The sequence below is a fragment of the Flavobacterium yafengii genome, assembly GCF_030010375.1.
GTDB lineage: Bacteria > Bacteroidota > Bacteroidia > Flavobacteriales > Flavobacteriaceae > Flavobacterium > Flavobacterium yafengii.
Genome location: NZ_JASCRY010000004.1, coordinates 221,183 through 240,399 on the forward strand (window position 1 = coordinate 221,183; position 19,217 = coordinate 240,399).

Sequence of the window (19,217 nt, forward strand, 5' to 3'; positions counted from 1 at the left end):
TTTTTAAATTATAGTTGACTGAGCCTAATCAACCCCGATAATCTATTTCTACATTTATTTAAATATTCACTTTCGAACACAGAGACTAATAATGTACTTTTAAATTCTCCATTAATGATATATTGATCTCTAAGCACACCGTCAAAACTATAACCTAGATACTTTCGAAATTTAATCATATCCTTATTATCTTCCATTATATCACCATTAATCTTGTGCATATTCAACTCATTAAAAATGTAATCACATAGGAGTAATTCACTTTCAAAAGCTATAGGAAAATTCCCTACTAGTTTTTTTTCTCCGATTAGAAGTCTTTCTATACTACAATGTCTATAAGTCTTATTGATATTGCAAACAGCAAACATACCAACAGGAACATCATTGAATTCAATAATAAAAGTTATTTCATTCTCTTTTTTAAGTGAATTGCTAATCCAATTTCCTTGCTCTAATACCGTTTTAGCACCTGACTGCATAAATTTAGCTCTATCACTAAGCCTCCATTTTAGAGTTATTGCTGCATCTGCTGCGTTTATTGGACGCAATTTTGCAAACTGCCCTTTTAAAATCATAATAAATAGATTAATAAACTACTATTGTCTCTTCTTTTTATATCGCTCACTAAATTGAGGTTCGTCCTCAATAATTATTTTTACTGGTATTTTAAAAGATTGTAATTTTTCCTTACAATGTATTTTCAAACGTGTAACAAACACTTTCTTCTCTTCATCCGATGCAAGTCTGATTTTAGCACATACAATATTTCCCATAATAGGATTTTTTTGTCCAAAAACTGTCACTTCTGCAATATTATCCAATTCTTGAATTATATTTTCAACCTCTTGAGGATATACTTTTTCTCCACCAACATTAATAATCTCGGATTTGCGTCCAAGAATTCTAATATACTCGCCCTTTACTTCGACTTCATCACCCGTCATAAACCAACCGTCCTCAGTAAACGGAGACGGAGCATTTAAATAACCAAGCATAGCCGAATCTGCCTTAATTTCTAATAAGCTATCTACAACTCTTGTATCAAAGCCTTCTCCTCCAACTTTTACCCAAAGAGAATTATCGCTTTCAGACTTAGACCTCATTACCCCTAACTCAATTAAACCATAAGTCTGTTGGAGTTTTACTTCTGGAAATGCTTTTTTCAACCTTTCAAGTGTTGACAAAGGCATTGGCTCTGTTCCATAAGTAATTAATTTCAAACTAGACAAATCATAACTTTTATTAGCTTCACTCATTAGCATCAAATTCAAAAAAGTCGGTGATGCTGGCAACAATTCAATTTTATGCTTTTCAATAAAAGCACATATAGAATCTGGCTTTCTATCTCTTAATGTTAGAACGGTACCTCCATTAGATAATGTATGAAACATTGTGTTTAATCCACCCCAATGATCAAATAGTAAAAAATTAACTGTACTCATCGATTTACGAGCAATATTAAATTTTGCTAATAACCTAGAAAAATCATGAACGGCTCCCTTAGGATTTCCTGATGTCCCTGAAGTAAACAAAACAAGACCCGCTTTTTTTCGTTCTCTTATGGTGTCGTAAAGTAAATGTTCTCCTAGATTATCTCTTCCCTCTATACTATAATTATCATTAGTAACATCAACCAATAAAGTTTTCTGAACACAAGCAATGTCTAATTTAACTTGTTCACTATGTTTTATTGTAGAATTAAAAGGAACAATTATATTATTGTTTTGAATCAAAGCAAACATTAATGCAATGGTATTTGGCGTAAAATCTCCAATAAGCGAAACTACTTCACCTTCATTAACTCCATTCTGTTGAATAAATTCTAAAGCCTCATTACACTTTACAAATAATTCATTGTAACTATAAAATCTATCATTCCATATAATAGCAGGAAGTTCAGCGTATTCTTTTAATTTTTCAATTAATGCGTTCATAAAAACTGTTTTTTTAATATCTCATTATAATACTTCCCCATGACAACCCAACTCCAAAGCCCGACAACAAAACTAAGTCACCTCTTTTTAATTTACCATTTAACTCCGCATCTTTAAGCGCAATAGGAACAGATGCAGAAACTGTATTTCCAACATTTTCTAAATTCAAAAATACTTTGTCCCTATCCAGTTTCAAACTTTTAACCAGTGAATCTAGGGTTAATTTACTAGCTTGATGAAACACATACAAATCAATATCATCTACATTTAAATGATTCCTTTCTAACAAAGTACTAATTTGTTCTGAAACATTTTTAGAAATAAACTGCCAAACAGCAAAACCGTTCATATGGATATTCTCCAAACACTTTACATTTCCACTATCGTCAATAATCGTTTTTTTTGTATCATCACTTTTTGGGGTTCTCATACCTCCTGCTGGTATATAAAAAGAGTCAAATTTCTCTCCACTTGAAGACAAAATAACATCAACTATTCCACCAAAATCTTCCATAGAAATAACACTAACCGCAGCCCCATCTCCAAATAAGATACTAGTAGAACGGTCCTTTAGATTTATATACTTTGAGTACGTTTCTGAATTAATCAACAAAACATTTTTAGCTAAACCTGTTTCAAGAATCCCTCTTGTAATAGCTAAACCAAAAATATACCCTGAACAAGCAAGATTATAATCAAATGTCCATACACTTTGCTTAAAATTAAAATGCTTATGAATTAAAAAAGAATTAGCTGGCATGACATAATCATGACTTTGTGTACAAAATATTACCGCATCAATGTCATCTTTTGAGATAACACTGGAACTAAAAATTTTCTCCACTGCTTTTATTGCCAAATCTAAAGCCGTTTCATTTGGTTCAGCAATATGTCTTTTTTTGACTCCTGACTTTTCTTCTATTTTTTCGATATTCCACTCCGGATTATTTTTTGCTAAGTCAATATTCGTTATTACCTTTTCAGGTAAATAATACTCTATATGTTTGATAACAACTCCCATTAAATCATTATTTTAAATTTATTAATTGAATCATTATCTAAAATAAATGATTTCCCATGTCCTGGGTTTATTATAAATCCTTTGAAATTATCAAAAAGATAGTTGAGTGACAAAACCATCAGTTCCTTGTTTGACCCAGGCAAATTAGAAATGGAACTATTACCTTTTAAAAGCATATCTCCCACAAATAAATTATTGTTTATCTCTAAACAAACCCCCCCATTTGTATGACCAGGTGTGTGATGAATTACTATTTTATGTCTTTTTAATTCTAGAGATGGCAAATCATCTAAATACTCATCAATAATTGGTGTTTTACAAAGTTTTAAATCTCCAACCATTCTTCTATAAAGATTTCCTTGTGTTGCTAATCTCTTATCTTTAGAATGTAAGAGAAAAGGAATGTTATATCTTTCTTTGATTTCAGCTACTGCACCAATATGATCAAAATGACCATGTGTATTTATAATCCCCTTTAACTTGTAATTATCTAAATCAAGACTACTAATTATCGTTTCTACATCATCGCCTGGATCAACAATCCAAGCTTCGTCCTCACAGGAAATCAAATAACAATTCACTTTCCACTTCCCAACTGTTACCTTTTTGCTTATAATCTCCATTAAACACCTCCTAAATAAATAATTTGCCCCGTAACTGCTTTACTTTCTTCTTTGATTAGATAATCAATTGTATTAGAAACATCTACTAAGTCACCATACTTTTTAATTGCATTCCTATCTAAAACCTCTTGTAAAGCAATCTGATTAATAGCTTTAGCTAATTCCGTATCTATTACTGAAGGTGCCACAATATTTACTGTAATTCCATAACTTGCAACTTCTTTAGATAAAACCCTTGTAAAAGCATTCATCGATGCCTTTGTTGAAGTATATAAAGCCTCTCCAGGAACCTCATGCCTTGTTGCCATCGAACCAAGATTAATAATTCTACCGAATTTATTACGCATCATCAGTTTAACAGCTTCTCTACAAAACATAATTGGTGCAAAAACATTAACAGCGTATATATTTTGAATCGTCTTATAAGGTAAAAATGTAACATTTAAAATCGCAGGATTTATTGCCGCATTATTAATCAATATATCTAAACGCTTATATTCTTTTCTAATAATCTTAAAAACATTGAGAATCTCTTCTTCATTTGACAAGTCAGCTATAATATGATTGTAATTTTCGTGCTTAATATCACATTCATTTCTACTACAACCAACTACAAAAAAACCCTTGTCCAAATAATAATTCACTAAATAATTACCAATACCTCTACTAGAACCAGTTATAAGCATAATAGGTGTAAGTTGATTAGTATTATTCATTAAGCAATACTTTTATATAATCTGCTAATGTTTCAATGCTTTTGAAAGGGCTATCCTCTAAAGAAAAAGCTCTTTCGTCTGCTATAGGAATATATTTACCTGAAAGCTCTTCAATATTTTCTTCGACTGCAACTATTAGATTAACTAATAATATAGAGTCTAATTCACTATCGGACCCAAACAACTTAGTATTAAGATCTTTAGCTATATCAATACCATTTTCATTATTAATATCTTCTATACATTGGAAGATAATTTCTACAATTACATTTTTATCTATCATTTTAAACTAATTTATTTTTAATTCAATAATTACAAAATTCATTTTTTCGACCTAACGCAACTTTATATTATACCTATTTATTAGATTCAATCTTTATATACTTTAAATAATCTTCATACTCTCTCAAATAATCATTCTCATTATATTCGTGTGAAGCTAGTACTAAACAAATAGAACCACTAGAAAAATTAATTTCAGAAGCCCAAATCCCTGGTGGGATATGCAAGCCTAAATCGGGTCTATTTACTAACACTTGTCTTTTAGTTAAACCATCATCCAGTAAAACTTCAAAACTACCGCTTGCAGCGACCAAAAACTGATGACATTCTTTATGAGCATGTGCACCCCTAGATTCACCACCAGGAATATCATACAAGTAAAAAATTCTTTTCACAGCAAAAGGAATTTCTAGATTGTTATTAATAGCCGTTATATGACCGTTTCTATCTCCAATTTGGTTCAAATGCAAAAGATTACATTCAAAAACACTGTTTTTAACGTTCATCTAATAAGTTTTTAAAATCTTCAAAATCTCTGATATAATCTTCCTTTGAGAAAGTCTCACTAGAAATATGTAATGATAACGCATTTGTGGAAAAATTCTCTACATGCCTCCATGTTTTGGCTGGTAGGTAGAGACCATAATAACTTCTATTTAAAGAAAATTTTTCAGTACTTCCATCAGCATTAGTAATTATAACATCAAAGCTTCCACTCAAGGCGACAATAATTTCTTCCTGTTTAAAATAAGCATGACCTCCTCTAATTCCACCGCCAGGAACATCATAAGTCCAAAATGTTCTTTGAATCTCAAAAGGGATCTGATTTGGATACTGCACAAAAGTTAAATTCCCTCTTGGATCTTGTATCTTAGGAAAATTTATAATTTTTGGTTTCATTTATTTACTAATTAAATCTTATGTTAAAAAACAACTATACGATTTCTTTTCACAATTATTTTTTTTCTATTGTTAGAAATAATCACTTCTTCAACATTTCCTTTTGATGTACCTCTCTCCTCAATCCTGAACTCGAAAACCGATGATCTCTAGTATTAAAATACAATTCGATACCTTTGGCTTCACAATATATTCTCCCTGTAAAATCTTGTTCACGATATTCATCACCTACTATACGAACATCGATTTTAAAAGAACGCAAAATATCTTCTAAATCTTGTTCGGTAGCATATGGCACAATTTCATCTACAAATTTACAGCCCTTCAATTGTATGTATCGTTCAACTACCGTTTGTGCGGGATGATTTTTCTCTGGGCGATCCAACGTAGGATCGGTTTGCAAACCTACTATTAAATAATCACAATGACGCTTGGCTTCTTCGAGCATTTTAACATGTCCTGCGTGAAATAAATCAAAAGCTCTAAAAGTTATTCCTATTTTCATGTCATTGCGAGGAACGAAGCAATCACTTGCCCATTATCCAATAATTTATTAATACTTAGCATTCTTTGTGCCAACATTGCGAATAAAACCATCTAAATCTTCAGATTCTTCACTATTAGTACTATTACTTGCAATTATACTCTTTTGGACTTAAATATTCTCTACGTTCATTGCGCCATTTTTGCGAACTTTGCGGTTGAACCATTTCAAACTTTAAATTTTAAACAATTCAAACCTGCAGTTCTCTCAACAGCCTCCTTACAATCAATCCCAACACAGTCAAGAATCCAGCTAAAAACCCACCCAACACCAAGCCTTTTTCTTTCCCAAATTTTTCTTTCTTCAAAGGCAAAATAGGTCGGTCAATTACTTGGATTAATGGCGTTTCCTTACGTAAAGTTACTTTAGCTAGTTCCGTTTGTTTGACCAATTCAGTTAGTATCGCAGTATTCGCTTGTACATCGACCTGTCTGCGGGCAGAAGGGGCACGTCGTACATTCATGGCGGGATTCAATCCAAAAGTATTATCATTAGCAACAGCCACACCGGTAATCGCACCATTCAACTCCCTACGAATAGAATCAGTTTGTCGTTCTAGTATATCCATGTTCATCCGTGCCTTCTTGCTTTTGGTTGTAACATAAAAATCAGACACTTCTTTAACTAAAGCTTCCGTAAAATACTTAGAGAACAATTCATTCGTAGAACTGACATCTATAGTAATAATCGCTATTTTTTTATCTTTTTGCCCTACAACCAATCCGGTTTTAGACAAATCTTGATACACAACCCCTAAAATACTGTCATGCACTCTGGTAAAGTACTTTCTCTTAGTATCGGGCAAAAACTGAATGGCTGCAAATTTAGGTTTGTCATCCCATTTATCTCTCCATCCATTATTCTTAATATACATCTCTGCCAAAGAAATAGTCTTTCCATCAACCACAACGGGACTCAACAACGTTTGTTCCACCATCGCACGGGACTTGAACAATTCGGTCAAATTAGAGCCAGTAAAAATACTCCCGCCGCCGCCGCCAAGATCTAAACCAAGCGAACTGGCCAATCCAAGAGCACCTCCCAATCCACCACCACCTTTTTCGTCTTCCAAAGCAAAAGACAAGCTGGCCGTGTACACTGGTTTTTTACTAAAAGAATAGGCAAGACCCAATCCAGCGCCTATAATCCCCGCCAAAACAATAATCTTCCATTGCGAAAGCAAATAAGAAAACCATTCCCTTCCTTTTTCAATAAGTTCTTTTAACGATATTTCGTCGTTAGTATTTTGTTCGTTCATTGTATCAAGATTTTACGCTTGCATATTATTTATTATTAAAATGTGCATTTTAAACGGTGTCGATAAAAGCCTGTTATCTGTTTTCATTTGTCTCCCTTTAGGGTTGGGGTAAAACAAATGAAATCCACTATCTGCCATCTGAACCTAAAATTGATCACTATTCACTCCTAACTACTCACCACCATCTTGAGCTTGCCGTAGAACACCCATTCACTTTTCACCATTCACCCCTCATTACTACTTAAACGCAGTCAAAATCAGTAACGCCATACTTGATATCACACTTCCTATCCCTACCCATTCCCCAGCACTCATTTTTTTAACTTCAGGTTTTTCTGGCACTATAATTTGAGAACCTGGAATTACTTTAGGATACGTTCTTATGAATAAGAATGAACCGGCTACATCCGCTTTACCATTTGGATAAATAACATACGCCTTTTTCTTCCAGCCCTTGGCATCAATACCACCAACAGCATTTAAGTAATAATTAAATCCTTTACCTTTAGTATAAGGAATCTCAGAAGTTAACAATACATTACCAGTCACCTTTACGCCTTCATTGTAAGCTGCCACTTCAATTTCATCACCGGGAAACAAAGTTACATTGGTGTTACTCTCCGGATTTTTAACAATGGCTTTCCAATCCACTGGTATTGTGGCAAATTTTAAATCTTCTTTTAATTTTTTCTCTAATTTATTTTGAATACTGTCTTTTTTACCTAGGTTTAGATTCACATTTTCCAAATCTTCAATTTGTTTGGCTTGGATAGGTCTTTTGATGCGCACCCCTTCTACATTGGCAACCGAAGTCAATCCGCCAGTTCTTTGAATCACATCATACACACGGTCTTTTTTACCTGCCAATACATATTTACCGGCATAATGCACGGCTCCGCTTACGGTAACCATCTCGGGCTTTTCATACACCGCCATCTTACGGATATTCACCACATCAAAAGGACGCAACGCAAAGTTTTTGGCCTGCTCATTATTGGTGGCCGAAATTTCGATGTTAAACAATTCCGCTTTATTTGGATTCACATCATCAATGGCTTCAGATTGAATCATTCTCGCGATCTCCACTCTTTTAGAGGCCGAACCGGTCAGGCCGCCTGCTTCCACCAACAAATCATTTAAGGTCAAATTTTCATAATAATCATAAATTCCGGGTTTTTTGATTTCTCCGTCAATGGTTATTTTAAATTCTTCCACAAAGTCTAAAATAGAATAAACCGTTACCACATCTTCTTTCTTCAAAGCAATATCAGATTCTAAATCCCCCTCTAAGGCTTTAGCTAAATTCACATTAACGATTTCCGTGGTCAAATCCGGTTTCAATCGTATAATTCTGGCTCTATTGCTATAGGCATCTTCTTTTAACCCATCCGCTTTTGCAATTAGATCTGAAATGCGCATCCCTTCATAAAAAGAATAGGTATCTGGTCTAAAAACGGCTCCATCGATTTTAATCCGGTTTTCAAATCGATTTAAAATTTTAGTCACTCGAAACACATCCCCAGAAAGCGGTTTATAGCTACTAAATTCGGACGCATTAATGTCTATTACTTTAAATTCTTTATCCGTTTTTTGCAAAACATTTACCGAAGCGGTATATGCAAATTCATTAAATCCTGAAGCAAAAGATAATAAGTCCGAAAATGTTTCTCCTTTTTTCATTTCAAAAATCCCGGGACGTTTTACCTGTCCTTCGACAGTGACTCTTTGATTGTAAGCAGGAATTCGAATGACATCATTATCCTTTAAACCCACATTATCCGACTGGTTTCCATTCACAAGGAAACGATAAATATCAATATTTCTGTATACTTTATTATCTCGCAACAATTCTATATTTCTATAACTGCCATTCTTACCTGGGCCTCCACCTAAAAACAAGGCATTATAAACGGTTGCCAAAGAAGAAATCGAATAATTACCCGGTTGCTTACTGCCTATTATTGTCACTCTAATGGTTCTGATACGGCTCAAACTCACTGCAACTTGAGATTGTCCGGATCCTACCGTACTATACACCCTGGCAATGGCTCCTTTTATTTTTTGGGTAGCGGCTTCAATTGTCATTCCCGTAACCGGAATCTGGCCTACATATGGAATGGTTACTTTACCCTCTGTAGATACAGGAATGCTCGCATTAAATTCTTGTACTCCATACACACTAACTTGCAATTCATCGCCAGGTCCCAAGACATAATTTACAGGCGTAGCCAATTTTAAATTGGGTTCAAAATTCAACGTAGGATTATCGAAAAGCTCCGAACCAAAAATTAAAGCATTAATCGAATCCTTAACTTTAGTATTGACAATCTTTTCCTGTTTTTTTCCAAACGCATCTGCTTTCTCATCATCATCGTCTTCTTTGTTATCCTTTTTAACCAATTCCGTTTTTGTCACTGGCATTGCTAAACGTTCTTTCAATTTAGCAAACTCGGCTGCAGACATTCCTTTTGCCAAAGCCATCGGTTCCGCTTGTTCAATGGTTACATTATTAGTCTGCAACTGCGTTTTAATTTTTACAATATCACTGTCTGATAAATAATCCACTTTTAACGTACTTAAATCAGTGCTTTTTAACAAGTCCTGTGCAAATGTATTGGAAGTCTGAAAAAGAGCAAACAACAATAAAAGGGTAGCAATTATTTTTTTCATATTTAATCTGAATTTTTATTTTCCTGATTTACAATTGGTTATTTTTATTCTGTTTTTGTGTATTACACTTAAATTAAAGAAGTTTGCTAAATTTTATATGACTTCGCTAATGATGTTAACATATCTAAAATTACTTTTTTTCTAAATTCGCGCAAAAGTAAAACTTAATTACGGAGTAAAGTACTCATAATCTAATAGTTTTTGAAATTTTAAATCTGTTTAAATTCAAAATATCTTTTCTATCGATTTTTTAAATAACATTTCTCGATACGATTTTCTATCAAAAAGTACTCGAACTAACGAAAAAATAGCATCAAGAACTAAATATACCCAACGGAAACTAATTATATTTTGTGAATTTTAAACGGATAGTATCTAAGACATCGCCGTAATAGTAAATTAGCTATTCTTTCTGTTGGTAAATTTTATGACCGGCAGTCAACAGCTCTAAATCTTTTTTGAATAAAGCCACATCTGAAGCTATCATTTCTTTAACAATACCAGCTAAATTGTATTTCGGTTTCCATCCCAATTTAGTTTTTGCCTTAGTAGCATCCCCTATGAGTAAATCAACTTCGGTTGGTCTAAAATACCTTGGATCAATTCGAACCAAAACATCCCCAATTTGAATCTTGCTTTTATAACCATTCAAAACAACATCGACAATGACACTATTAAAACTATCTAAAATCCCTACCTCAGTTACGCCTTCTCCTTCAAACCTCAAATTGAAACCGACTTCTGCAAAAGCCATTTGAATAAAATTACGTACTTTTGTAGTTACTCCGGTAGCAATGACATAATCCTCCGGTTTGTCCTGTTGCAAAATCCGCCACATAGCCTCTACATAATCTTTCGCATGTCCCCAATCTCTTTTGGCATCCAGATTACCCATATAAATAACATCTTGCATTCCCAGAGCAATTTTTGCGACACCGCGAGTAATTTTTCTCGTTACAAAAGTCTCTCCACGCAATGGTGATTCATGATTGAACAAGATACCGTTACAAGCAAACATATTATAAGCTTCTCGGTAGTTTATTGTAATCCAATAAGCATACAGTTTAGCTACTGCATAAGGAGAACGGGGATAAAAAGGTGTCTTTTCAGACTGTGGTACAGCTTGAACCTGTCCGTATAACTCTGAAGTACTCGCCTGATAAACCTTAGTTTTCTTTTCCAAACCTAAAAGACGAACTGCTTCTAAAATACGCAAAGCGCCTATCCCATCAACATTAGCCGTATATTCGGGAATATCAAAACTCACTTTTACATGACTCATAGCCGCCAGATTATAAATCTCATCTGGTTGCGTTTCCTGTATAATTCGCGTTAGATTCATCGAATCTATTAAATCCCCATAATGGAGCTGCAACTTTTGATTTTTTTCATGCGGATCCTGATATAAATGATCAATACGACTGGTATTAAACGATGAGGATCTTCTTTTAATACCATGAACCATGTATCCTTTGTCTAATAAAAATTCAGCTAAATAAGATCCGTCTTGCCCAGTTATACCTGTTATTAAAGCTGTTTTCATAGTATTCTTGCTTAGTTTATCATTCTTCACTTCGTTCTTCGCTTTTATATTTTCGTTCTACAAAAACAATTTAGCTACTTATATTTTCCAAAAACCATTTATAGGTTATTTGAATCCCCTCGTGAAGACCTATTTGATGTTTCCACCCTAAAGCATTCATTTTTGAAGCATCCATTAATTTTCTTGGAGTACCGTCTGGTTTTGTTGGATCCCAAATAATAGTGCCTTTATGTCCTATAATTGTTTGAATCGTTAGGGCCAAATCTTTTAGGCTCAAATCAGATCCAGTTCCTACATTATATAAACAATCCGGTAATTTATTTTCTAAAGCGAAAACTACTGCTTGGGCCATGTCATCTACAAATAAAAATTCTCTCATTGGACTTCCACTTCCCCAAAGCGTTACAGGAGCATGATGCTGTTCTTTTGCTTCATGAAATTTTCGTATCATCGCAGAGAGAACATGAGATGTATTTAAATCGAAATTATCATGTGTACCGTATAAATTAGTTGGCATTAAACTTACATAATCTTTTCCAAATTGTTTTCGAATAGCTTCACAAGCCTTTACACCAGCAATTTTTGCAATAGCATACCATTCGTTTGTTGGTTCCAAAGTACCGGTAAGCAAATACTCTTCTTTTAAAGGTTGAGGTGCCAATTTTGGATAAATACAAGAACTTCCAAGAAAAATAAACTTCTCAACCCCAAACTGTAATGCCGAATCCATTAGATTATTCTGGATTTGCATATTTTCCATAATAAATTGATATGGAGAATTTATATTGGCCAAGATACCTCCCACTTTTGCAGCAGCGTCAATAATAACTTCCGGGTTTTCGGCAGCTATGAAGTCCTTAACATCTTGTTGATTTCTCAAATCCAATACCGTTCTGGAAACACCTAATAAATCAGTATATCCCTGAGCAGACAAGGCGCGCCAAATCGCACTCCCAACCATACCATTATGTCCGGCTATATAAATTTTAGTGTCTTTATTCATCTACTCAATTCAACAAATCTGAATGTTGCCGCTCCAATTCACTGTATATATTCTTAACATCTTGAGACCTTTCTTTTTGCAAAATCAAATTAGCGGTATCCGTATAAACAAAAATAGTATTTTTCAATCCAACAAAAGCAGTATAATTCTCGGTTCCAATGACCATATTCCCATTTAGGTCAACAGGATGACCTTTAGAAACCAGATAATCATAAACAGACTCAAACGATCCTAAATCGGACCAAGTGAAGGTTGAAGAAACCACTTTAATTTTTTTACTGCGTTCCATAACAGCATAATCAATACTGATAGAAGGTATTTCCAAAGACAAATCTAAATCCAAATTTCCATTAATGTTACTGTCCCAGGCAATTTTGGATTTTTCATAGACTTCTGGATAGAATTTCTTTAATTCTTCCAATAAAACGGAAGCTTTGAAACAAAACATACCACTATTCCATAAAAAATTTCCTTTGGCTATAAAATCAGTAGCCGTTACTTTGTTAGGCTTCTCCCGAAAAGAAATGACATCATCTCCTTTACGTTCAATATACCCATATCCGGTTTCTGGTTTGGTTGGAATAATTCCAAACGTAACAATAAACCCTTTTGATGCTTTTTCAACAGCTTCATGAATGGCTGTCTCGTATGGTTCTATTCCATCTATAATATGATCCGATGGCGTGACAATTAAAATGTCATCCGGTTGAGAAGCAAAAGCAGCAAAAGCAATGGCGGCAGCTGTATTTCGAGGGGTTGATTCAATTATATCTAAATAAGGAGTACTTGATTTCTCCATCACTTGTCTACTAAGGTGACAATTATCAATATTACCAACTACCATGATTTTGTCTGCAATAGTACGATTGCGTTCCACGGTCATCTCAAACAACGACTTACCTTCAAATAAATTAAGATACTGTTTGGGTTGACTTTTTCGTGATAAGGGCCACAATCGGCTGCCTACTCCACCGGTAAGAATCACATGTGTAATTAAAGGCATATTTTCCATGCTTTATTCGTTGTTCTTTGTTCGTTGTTCTTTGTTGGAAAAACGACAAACGTTATGCAGTTAATGATTTAATTAATTTATATAACATCATTTTTATTCTTGTACACAATTCGAATAAAAAAACATAGTCAGTCTCTGTAATATATCCTAAATCTTTAGACAAATACAAATGATAATTTGTTTCTTCTAATGATCCTTTTGCTATGTATAAAACTGTATAAATTCTTTTTTATATTGTCTAGCCTGACCTTCAATTATATTTGTAGGAACGCTACTTATACTTCTTCTAACTTGACTAGTGAGACCAAATTGTTCAGCCTTTGGAAAGCCTTGAGTAATTCTATAGACATCTATCGTTAATTGATGGGCTAATTTCCAAACTTCTAAATTTGATTCCATATTTTACTCGTTATTCGATGGTCATTTTCGAGATTTGATGGTCGTTGTTCAATGTTCATTCTTCGAAAAACGATGGACGATAGACTAAATCCGATCTTTACAATCTGCCATCAACTACATCTCCCAAAATTCCTTTTACATCGTACAATAAACTGATTTCATTCTGCAATTTTGTGATGTCGATAGTGAGAAATTGGCTGTGTGCCACACCTAAGACTACCGCGTCAAATTTTTGACTGGGTAACATATTGGTGGTTATTAAACCGTATTCTTTTTCAACCTCAGCTGGATTAGCCAAGGGATCATATATCGTTACTGTAATTCCATAATCCGTCAAAGCGGCAATGACATCAACAATTTTTGTATTCCGAACATCTGGACAGTTTTCTTTGAAAGTGATTCCTAGCATCAATAGCATAGCACCATTAACAGAAATTCCTTTTTTGATCATCCCCTTAACCACTTGGGAAGCCACATAGTCACCCATACTGTCATTCAATCGTCTTCCTGCCAAAATAATTTCAGGATGATAACCAAACTCTTGGGCGCGTTGAGCTAAATAATAAGGATCAACCCCTATACAATGACCTCCAACTAAACCGGGTTTAAAAGGCAGAAAATTCCATTTGGTTCTCGCAGCTTCTAAAACGGCTTGCGTATCGATATTCATTAAATTGAATATTTTAGCCAACTCATTTACAAAAGCAATATTAATGTCCCGCTGAGAGTTTTCAATTACTTTAGCAGCTTCTGCGACCTTTATAGAGGGTGCTAAGTGTGTCCCAGCAGTAATAACAGACTTATATAATTCATTTACTTTATGCCCAATTTCAGGAGTGGAACCCGAAGTGATTTTTAAAATTTTTTCTACGGTATGTTCTTTGTCTCCTGGATTAATCCGTTCAGGAGAGTAGCCCGCGAAAAAATCAACGTTAAATTTTAATCCGGAAACGCGCTCTAAAACAGGAACACATTCTTCCTCGGTTACCCCAGGATATACCGTAGATTCATAAATAACGACATCTCCTTTTTTCAAGACAGCACCTACCGTTTCGCTGGATTTGTATAATGGAGTCAAATCTGGGCGATTATTCTTATCAACCGGAGTTGGAACCGTTACAATATAGTAGTTACAATCCGCAATAGCCGCAACATCGGTAGTACAGTATAAACCAACAGCATTACTTGGCTGCTCCAACAGCACTTTTTGCAGCGTAACATCATCTATTTCAAATGTAGTATCAGTACCCGATTTTAAGGAGCTAACCCTAGAATGATTGATATCAAATCCTACAACAGCATATTTGGTTGCAAATAACCGCGCCAATGGCAAACCCACATAACCCAAACCAATAACTGCTATTTTTATAGATGAACCCATTTTTAAACTCATTTTAATTAACTAATGTTAATTTCAATCCACCGCTTCGCGATTCAAACTCACAAATAATGAGTCTAAATCGGGATAATTTAAGTGTGCAAATATAAGCACTATAAACCACACTTTTTTAAATTTTAATTCATTCAAAAGCACAAAATATGGGTAAAAAGCACAAAAAACAGACAACTAACTGACAAACAATTATAATAAAGAAAAACAACAATGTCCTTTTTTTTAAAAATCACCTAATTTAGTGATGCCAAAACTACTAAAAAAGAGGAATTTTTAACTGCTGTTCCCAACGAATTTTCACAAAACCATCCGACATTAGCTACAGAAAATTACATTTTATTTTCTTGAAATAAATAAAAAGGGGCCATTTATGAATTCTAAAATTAAAAGTTTGGAAAGAGCTGAATTTTTCAAGTAAATCTCTTTAATGAACCGCATCTACTATTGTCAGAGGACAATATAATTGTGCACAACGACAGCCTATTTAAGCTTCATTTTCAAGACACAACCCAACGACTCCAAAACCAATACATAATGGGTATTAGTAACCTCTTGAACAATTGCTTTTTGATTTGAAAATGGGCCGGAATCTAATTGTATGGCATCCCCAACTTGAACTGACGCCACTGAAATATCAGTACCATCAGAAAGATCCAACCATTTTTTTATAACACTGATCTCTTCATCACGAACAATAGCCGGTTTTCCCAACCAAAATAAATACCGTACCACGCCTACTGATTGAAACACTGCATTCCTTTCAGAATCTGCTAATTGAACAAAAACATAGGAATTAAAAAGCGGCACTTCTACTTTTTTCTTCCTGTCAGACCATTGTCGTACTTGTGTAATCAAAGGACAATAGCACGCTATTCCTCTATTTTTTAATTGTTCCGCAACTTTCTTCTCCCACTTGGGCTTTGTATAAACTACATACCAATTCATCTCCTTCTTTTGTATTGAAGTAAAAATAGATTTTACTAAATAATAATTTTACGTATAACCAGTTGTAATTACAATGTTCGATACAAGACACCAAAACTCACAACCCATTCCTCAACACTGAATACTGAACATTCATCTGCACCACTCCTAACCCCGCCCTTAAATTAAAAACGCCAAAAAACAACGAGAAAACGGAGTGGCAGCAGTCCGCGAGTTGAGCCTGAAAGGCGAACGGCTCGGGCTGCGAAACAGAGTTTTGAGGTAGTTTTTAAGTTTTGAATTTTCAGGCTTGATCTTTTTGTTACTTTTTTGATCAAGACAAATCAAAGATTCAGCGAACACCACTTATAATAAAAGTTAAGTGAGCTAAAAAAGTAAAGGCACCCTTCAAAAAAACGACACACTGTCTATCCGATATACGACACCAAAACTCACAACTCATAATTTCTCAAACCTCGCCTATTGACTCATGACTCTAAAAAACTCATAACCACTCACTAATCATCATCAAGATCCTATCGCTTGATATACAAACCCAATAGCTTTTAATTCCGATGCATTTAGCAAGTTTCTCCCATCAAAAACAAAAGCAGGTTTTTGCATGGAGTCATATATTTTTTGCCAATCGTAATTTATAAATTCATCCCATTCCGTAAGCACAGCTATAGCATGTGCATTCTGACAGGCTTCATAAGGAGAATCAAATAAACTAACACTAGTAGCATTATTTGAAGCAGCTCTGGTCTCTAAATAATTTAAATCAGCTAGGATTTTTTTATGAGATACTTTAGGATCGTAAACAGCAATTTTTGCATGTTCATTTATTAAATCATCTGCAACATAAATAGCAGCCGACTCTCTGGTATCATTAGTATCTTTCTTAAAAGCCCAACCCAAGAATGCAATTTTTTTATCGGCAACAGTATTATAAAGCGTTTGAACTATATTGTTAGAAAAACGTCTTTTTTGGTGGTCATTCATGATAATTACTTGTTCCCAATAATCGGCTACTTCGTTTAAACCATACGATTTTGCGATGTAAACCAAATTTAAAATATCTTTTTGAAAACAAGAACCTCCAAATCCAACCGAAGCTTTCAAGAATTTTGATCCTATCCTACTGTCCATTCCTATGGCTTTAGCAACTTCATTTACATCTGCACCTGTTTTTTCACATAGCTCTGACATCGCATTTATGGATGAAATCCGTTGTGCCAAAAATGCATTGGCTGTCAGTTTAGACAACTCTGACGACCACACATTAGTCGTTAATATTCTGTCAGCAGCTACCCAATTGGAGTACACAGCAACAAGAGCCTGAATCGCTTTCTGTCCTTCTTCAGAAGAATCCCCACCTATTAATATTCGGTCAGGATGCAATAGATCTTGAACCGCAGTTCCTTCAGCGAGAAACTCTGGATTAGAAAGAATTTGAAACTGCACCCCATTACCGGTATTATCCAAAATGCTTTTAATCGCTTCAGCTGTTCTAACAGGAAGCGTCGATTTTTCAACTACAATTTTATTGTCTTTGGCTACTCTGGCAATTTGTCTGGCACACAACTCAATGTATTTCAAATCAGCCGCCATACCTTTTCCTTTTCCATAAGTTTTTGTAGGCGTATTAACAGAGATAAATATAATTTGAGCTTCGTCTATTGCTTTTTCTACATTGGTAGAGAAAAACAAATTTCTCCCTCTGGCTTCGGCAACAATTTCGCTTAAACCTGGTTCATAAATTGGGATATTATCTACATTCTCATCATTCCATGCAGTAATTCGCTCTTCATTCAAGTCTACAACTGTAATTTGTATTTGGGGGCATTTTTGAGCAATAACAGCCATCGTCGGCCCTCCTACATATCCTGCGCCAATGCAACAAATTTTTGTGATCTTCATTCTTTTATTATTTTCCATTATCTCCTCACTATTCACTTCTAACTACTCACTTCTAACTATTCACCATTCACTTCTCACGCAAGTTTTCCCAATACCATTCCACTGCTTCTTTCAATCCTTCTTGCATCGAATATTTTGGAGCATATCCCAACAACAATTTAGCCTTCTCAATACTTGCCAAAGAATGTGGGATATCACCGGATCTGTTAGGCCCATATTCTACCTCGACAGCAGCAATTCTTTCATCGTAAACACTTAAGAATTCTTTTAAATAATCAACTAAATCATTCAACGTATTCCGATCACCATAAGCGGTATTATAAACTGTATTTATCGCTGCAGGATTTTTTGCTAACATGGCCAACTCATTCATTTGAATTACATTATCGATGTAGGTAAAATCCCGGGAATAATTACCATCACCATTTATTTTTGGACTTTCCAATTGCATCAATTGCATTACAAATTTGGGAATGACCGCTGCATATGCTCCGTTAGGATCTTGCTTTCGACCAAAAACATTAAAATAACGCAACCCAATGGTCTCTAAACCATAGGTTCTGCTAAATATTTCAGCATATAGTTCATTTACATATTTTGTTATTGCATAGGGTGACAGTGGCTTTCCAATGACAGCTTCAACTTTAGGCAAAGCTTCTGAATCTCCATACGTCGAAGAACTTGCCGCATAGATAAACCGTTTAACTTTTGCATCCCTTGAAGCGACTAACATGTTCAAAAAACCAGAAACATTGACATCATTAGTAGTGACAGGATCATTTATAGATCTTGGCACAGAACCTAAAGCTGCTTGATGTAAAACATAATCTACTCCTTGCACAGCATTTTGACATTCCGCGGCATTACGGATATCGCCTTCTATCAAATGAAAATCCGGATGATTTATAAAGTCTTTTAAATTATGTCTATATCCAGTTGCAAAATTATCAAAACAAACAACCTTATAATCTTTAGATAAAAAATATTCACAAAGATTAGAACCTATAAATCCTGCGCCACCCGTTATTAAAACGGAACTTTTTGTTTCTATTTTCATCTGTATTTATTTTAAAAC

The 19,217-nt window shown here is 34.5% G+C and carries 18 protein-coding genes and 1 pseudogene; all 19 read right to left on the reverse strand.

Annotation, left to right across the window (positions count from 1 at the left end):
• Positions 1–8: 8 nt before the first annotated feature.
• The 19 genes and pseudogenes from QLS97_RS13915 to QLS97_RS14010 all read right to left on the reverse strand — a co-directional run bounded on the left by QLS97_RS13915 (position 9) and on the right by QLS97_RS14010 (position 19,199).
• The gene (locus QLS97_RS13915; RefSeq protein WP_282717489.1) at positions 9–575 is read right to left on the reverse strand and encodes a GNAT family N-acetyltransferase; all 567 of its coding nucleotides are present in this window, start codon (positions 573–575) and stop codon (positions 9–11) included.
• Between the two features lie 21 nt (positions 576–596).
• Positions 597–1,934, reverse strand: a complete 1,338-nt coding sequence (locus QLS97_RS13920) for a long-chain fatty acid--CoA ligase (protein WP_282717490.1) — start codon at positions 1,932–1,934, stop codon at positions 597–599.
• A gap of 13 nt (positions 1,935–1,947) precedes the next feature.
• A complete protein-coding gene (locus QLS97_RS13925; RefSeq protein WP_282717491.1) occupies positions 1,948–2,955 on the reverse strand; it encodes a 3-oxoacyl-ACP synthase III family protein in 1,008 nt (335 codons plus the stop codon).
• Positions 2,955–3,578 carry an MBL fold metallo-hydrolase gene (locus tag QLS97_RS13930; RefSeq protein ID WP_282717493.1) on the reverse strand — a complete coding sequence of 208 codons (624 nt, stop codon included), beginning with the start codon at positions 3,576–3,578 and terminating at the stop codon, positions 2,955–2,957. Before QLS97_RS13930 ends, QLS97_RS13925 begins: the two co-directional genes overlap by 1 nt.
• Positions 3,578–4,294: an SDR family oxidoreductase gene (locus QLS97_RS13935; protein ID WP_282717495.1), complete on the reverse strand. Its 717-nt coding sequence runs from the start codon at positions 4,292–4,294 to the stop codon at positions 3,578–3,580. Before QLS97_RS13935 ends, QLS97_RS13930 begins: the two co-directional genes overlap by 1 nt.
• Complete coding sequence (locus QLS97_RS13940; RefSeq protein ID WP_282717497.1) at positions 4,287–4,577, reverse strand: hypothetical protein; 291 nt, start codon at positions 4,575–4,577, stop codon at positions 4,287–4,289. The genes QLS97_RS13935 and QLS97_RS13940 overlap by 8 nt, the downstream gene beginning before the upstream one ends.
• 73 nt (positions 4,578–4,650) lie before the next feature.
• On the reverse strand, positions 4,651–5,082 hold the full coding sequence (locus QLS97_RS13945) for a sugar 3,4-ketoisomerase (RefSeq protein WP_282717499.1): 432 nt from the start codon (positions 5,080–5,082) through the stop codon (positions 4,651–4,653).
• Positions 5,072–5,476: a sugar 3,4-ketoisomerase gene (locus tag QLS97_RS13950; protein WP_282717501.1), complete on the reverse strand. Its 405-nt coding sequence runs from the start codon at positions 5,474–5,476 to the stop codon at positions 5,072–5,074. Before QLS97_RS13950 ends, QLS97_RS13945 begins: the two co-directional genes overlap by 11 nt.
• Positions 5,477–5,558: 82 nt before the next feature.
• Positions 5,559–5,981 (reverse strand): adenylyltransferase/cytidyltransferase family protein, encoded by a 423-nt coding sequence (locus tag QLS97_RS13955; RefSeq protein ID WP_282717502.1) that lies wholly within the window; start codon positions 5,979–5,981, stop codon positions 5,559–5,561.
• Between the two features lie 229 nt (positions 5,982–6,210).
• Entirely contained in the window at positions 6,211–7,278 is a 1,068-nt protein-coding gene (locus QLS97_RS13960) for a Wzz/FepE/Etk N-terminal domain-containing protein (protein ID WP_282717503.1), read from the reverse strand.
• Positions 7,279–7,515: 237 nt separating this feature from the next.
• Positions 7,516–9,948 carry an SLBB domain-containing protein gene (locus QLS97_RS13965; protein WP_282717505.1) on the reverse strand — a complete coding sequence of 811 codons (2,433 nt, stop codon included), beginning with the start codon at positions 9,946–9,948 and terminating at the stop codon, positions 7,516–7,518.
• Between the two features lie 403 nt (positions 9,949–10,351).
• Positions 10,352–11,491: a GDP-mannose 4,6-dehydratase gene (gmd, locus tag QLS97_RS13970; protein WP_282717507.1), complete on the reverse strand. Its 1,140-nt coding sequence runs from the start codon at positions 11,489–11,491 to the stop codon at positions 10,352–10,354.
• 70 nt (positions 11,492–11,561) lie between these two features.
• On the reverse strand, positions 11,562–12,494 hold the full coding sequence (locus tag QLS97_RS13975) for a GDP-L-fucose synthase family protein (protein WP_282717510.1): 933 nt from the start codon (positions 12,492–12,494) through the stop codon (positions 11,562–11,564).
• A 4-nt stretch (positions 12,495–12,498) separates the two neighbouring features.
• Positions 12,499–13,506: a mannose-1-phosphate guanylyltransferase gene (locus QLS97_RS13980; RefSeq protein WP_282717512.1), complete on the reverse strand. Its 1,008-nt coding sequence runs from the start codon at positions 13,504–13,506 to the stop codon at positions 12,499–12,501.
• A gap of 52 nt (positions 13,507–13,558) precedes the next feature.
• A pseudogene (locus tag QLS97_RS16945) lies at positions 13,559–13,905 on the reverse strand (four helix bundle protein).
• 97 nt (positions 13,906–14,002) lie between these two features.
• Positions 14,003–15,286: a nucleotide sugar dehydrogenase gene (locus QLS97_RS13995; protein ID WP_282717516.1), complete on the reverse strand. Its 1,284-nt coding sequence runs from the start codon at positions 15,284–15,286 to the stop codon at positions 14,003–14,005.
• A 492-nt stretch (positions 15,287–15,778) separates the two neighbouring features.
• The gene (locus QLS97_RS14000; protein WP_282717517.1) at positions 15,779–16,243 is read right to left on the reverse strand and encodes a UpxY family transcription antiterminator; all 465 of its coding nucleotides are present in this window, start codon (positions 16,241–16,243) and stop codon (positions 15,779–15,781) included.
• Between the two features lie 507 nt (positions 16,244–16,750).
• Positions 16,751–18,142, reverse strand: coding sequence for a UDP-glucose 6-dehydrogenase (locus QLS97_RS14005; protein WP_282717518.1), 1,392 nt, complete (start codon positions 18,140–18,142; stop codon positions 16,751–16,753).
• A gap of 67 nt (positions 18,143–18,209) precedes the next feature.
• Positions 18,210–19,199: an SDR family oxidoreductase gene (locus tag QLS97_RS14010; protein WP_282717520.1), complete on the reverse strand. Its 990-nt coding sequence runs from the start codon at positions 19,197–19,199 to the stop codon at positions 18,210–18,212.
• Between the last annotated feature and the right edge of the window lie 18 nt (positions 19,200–19,217).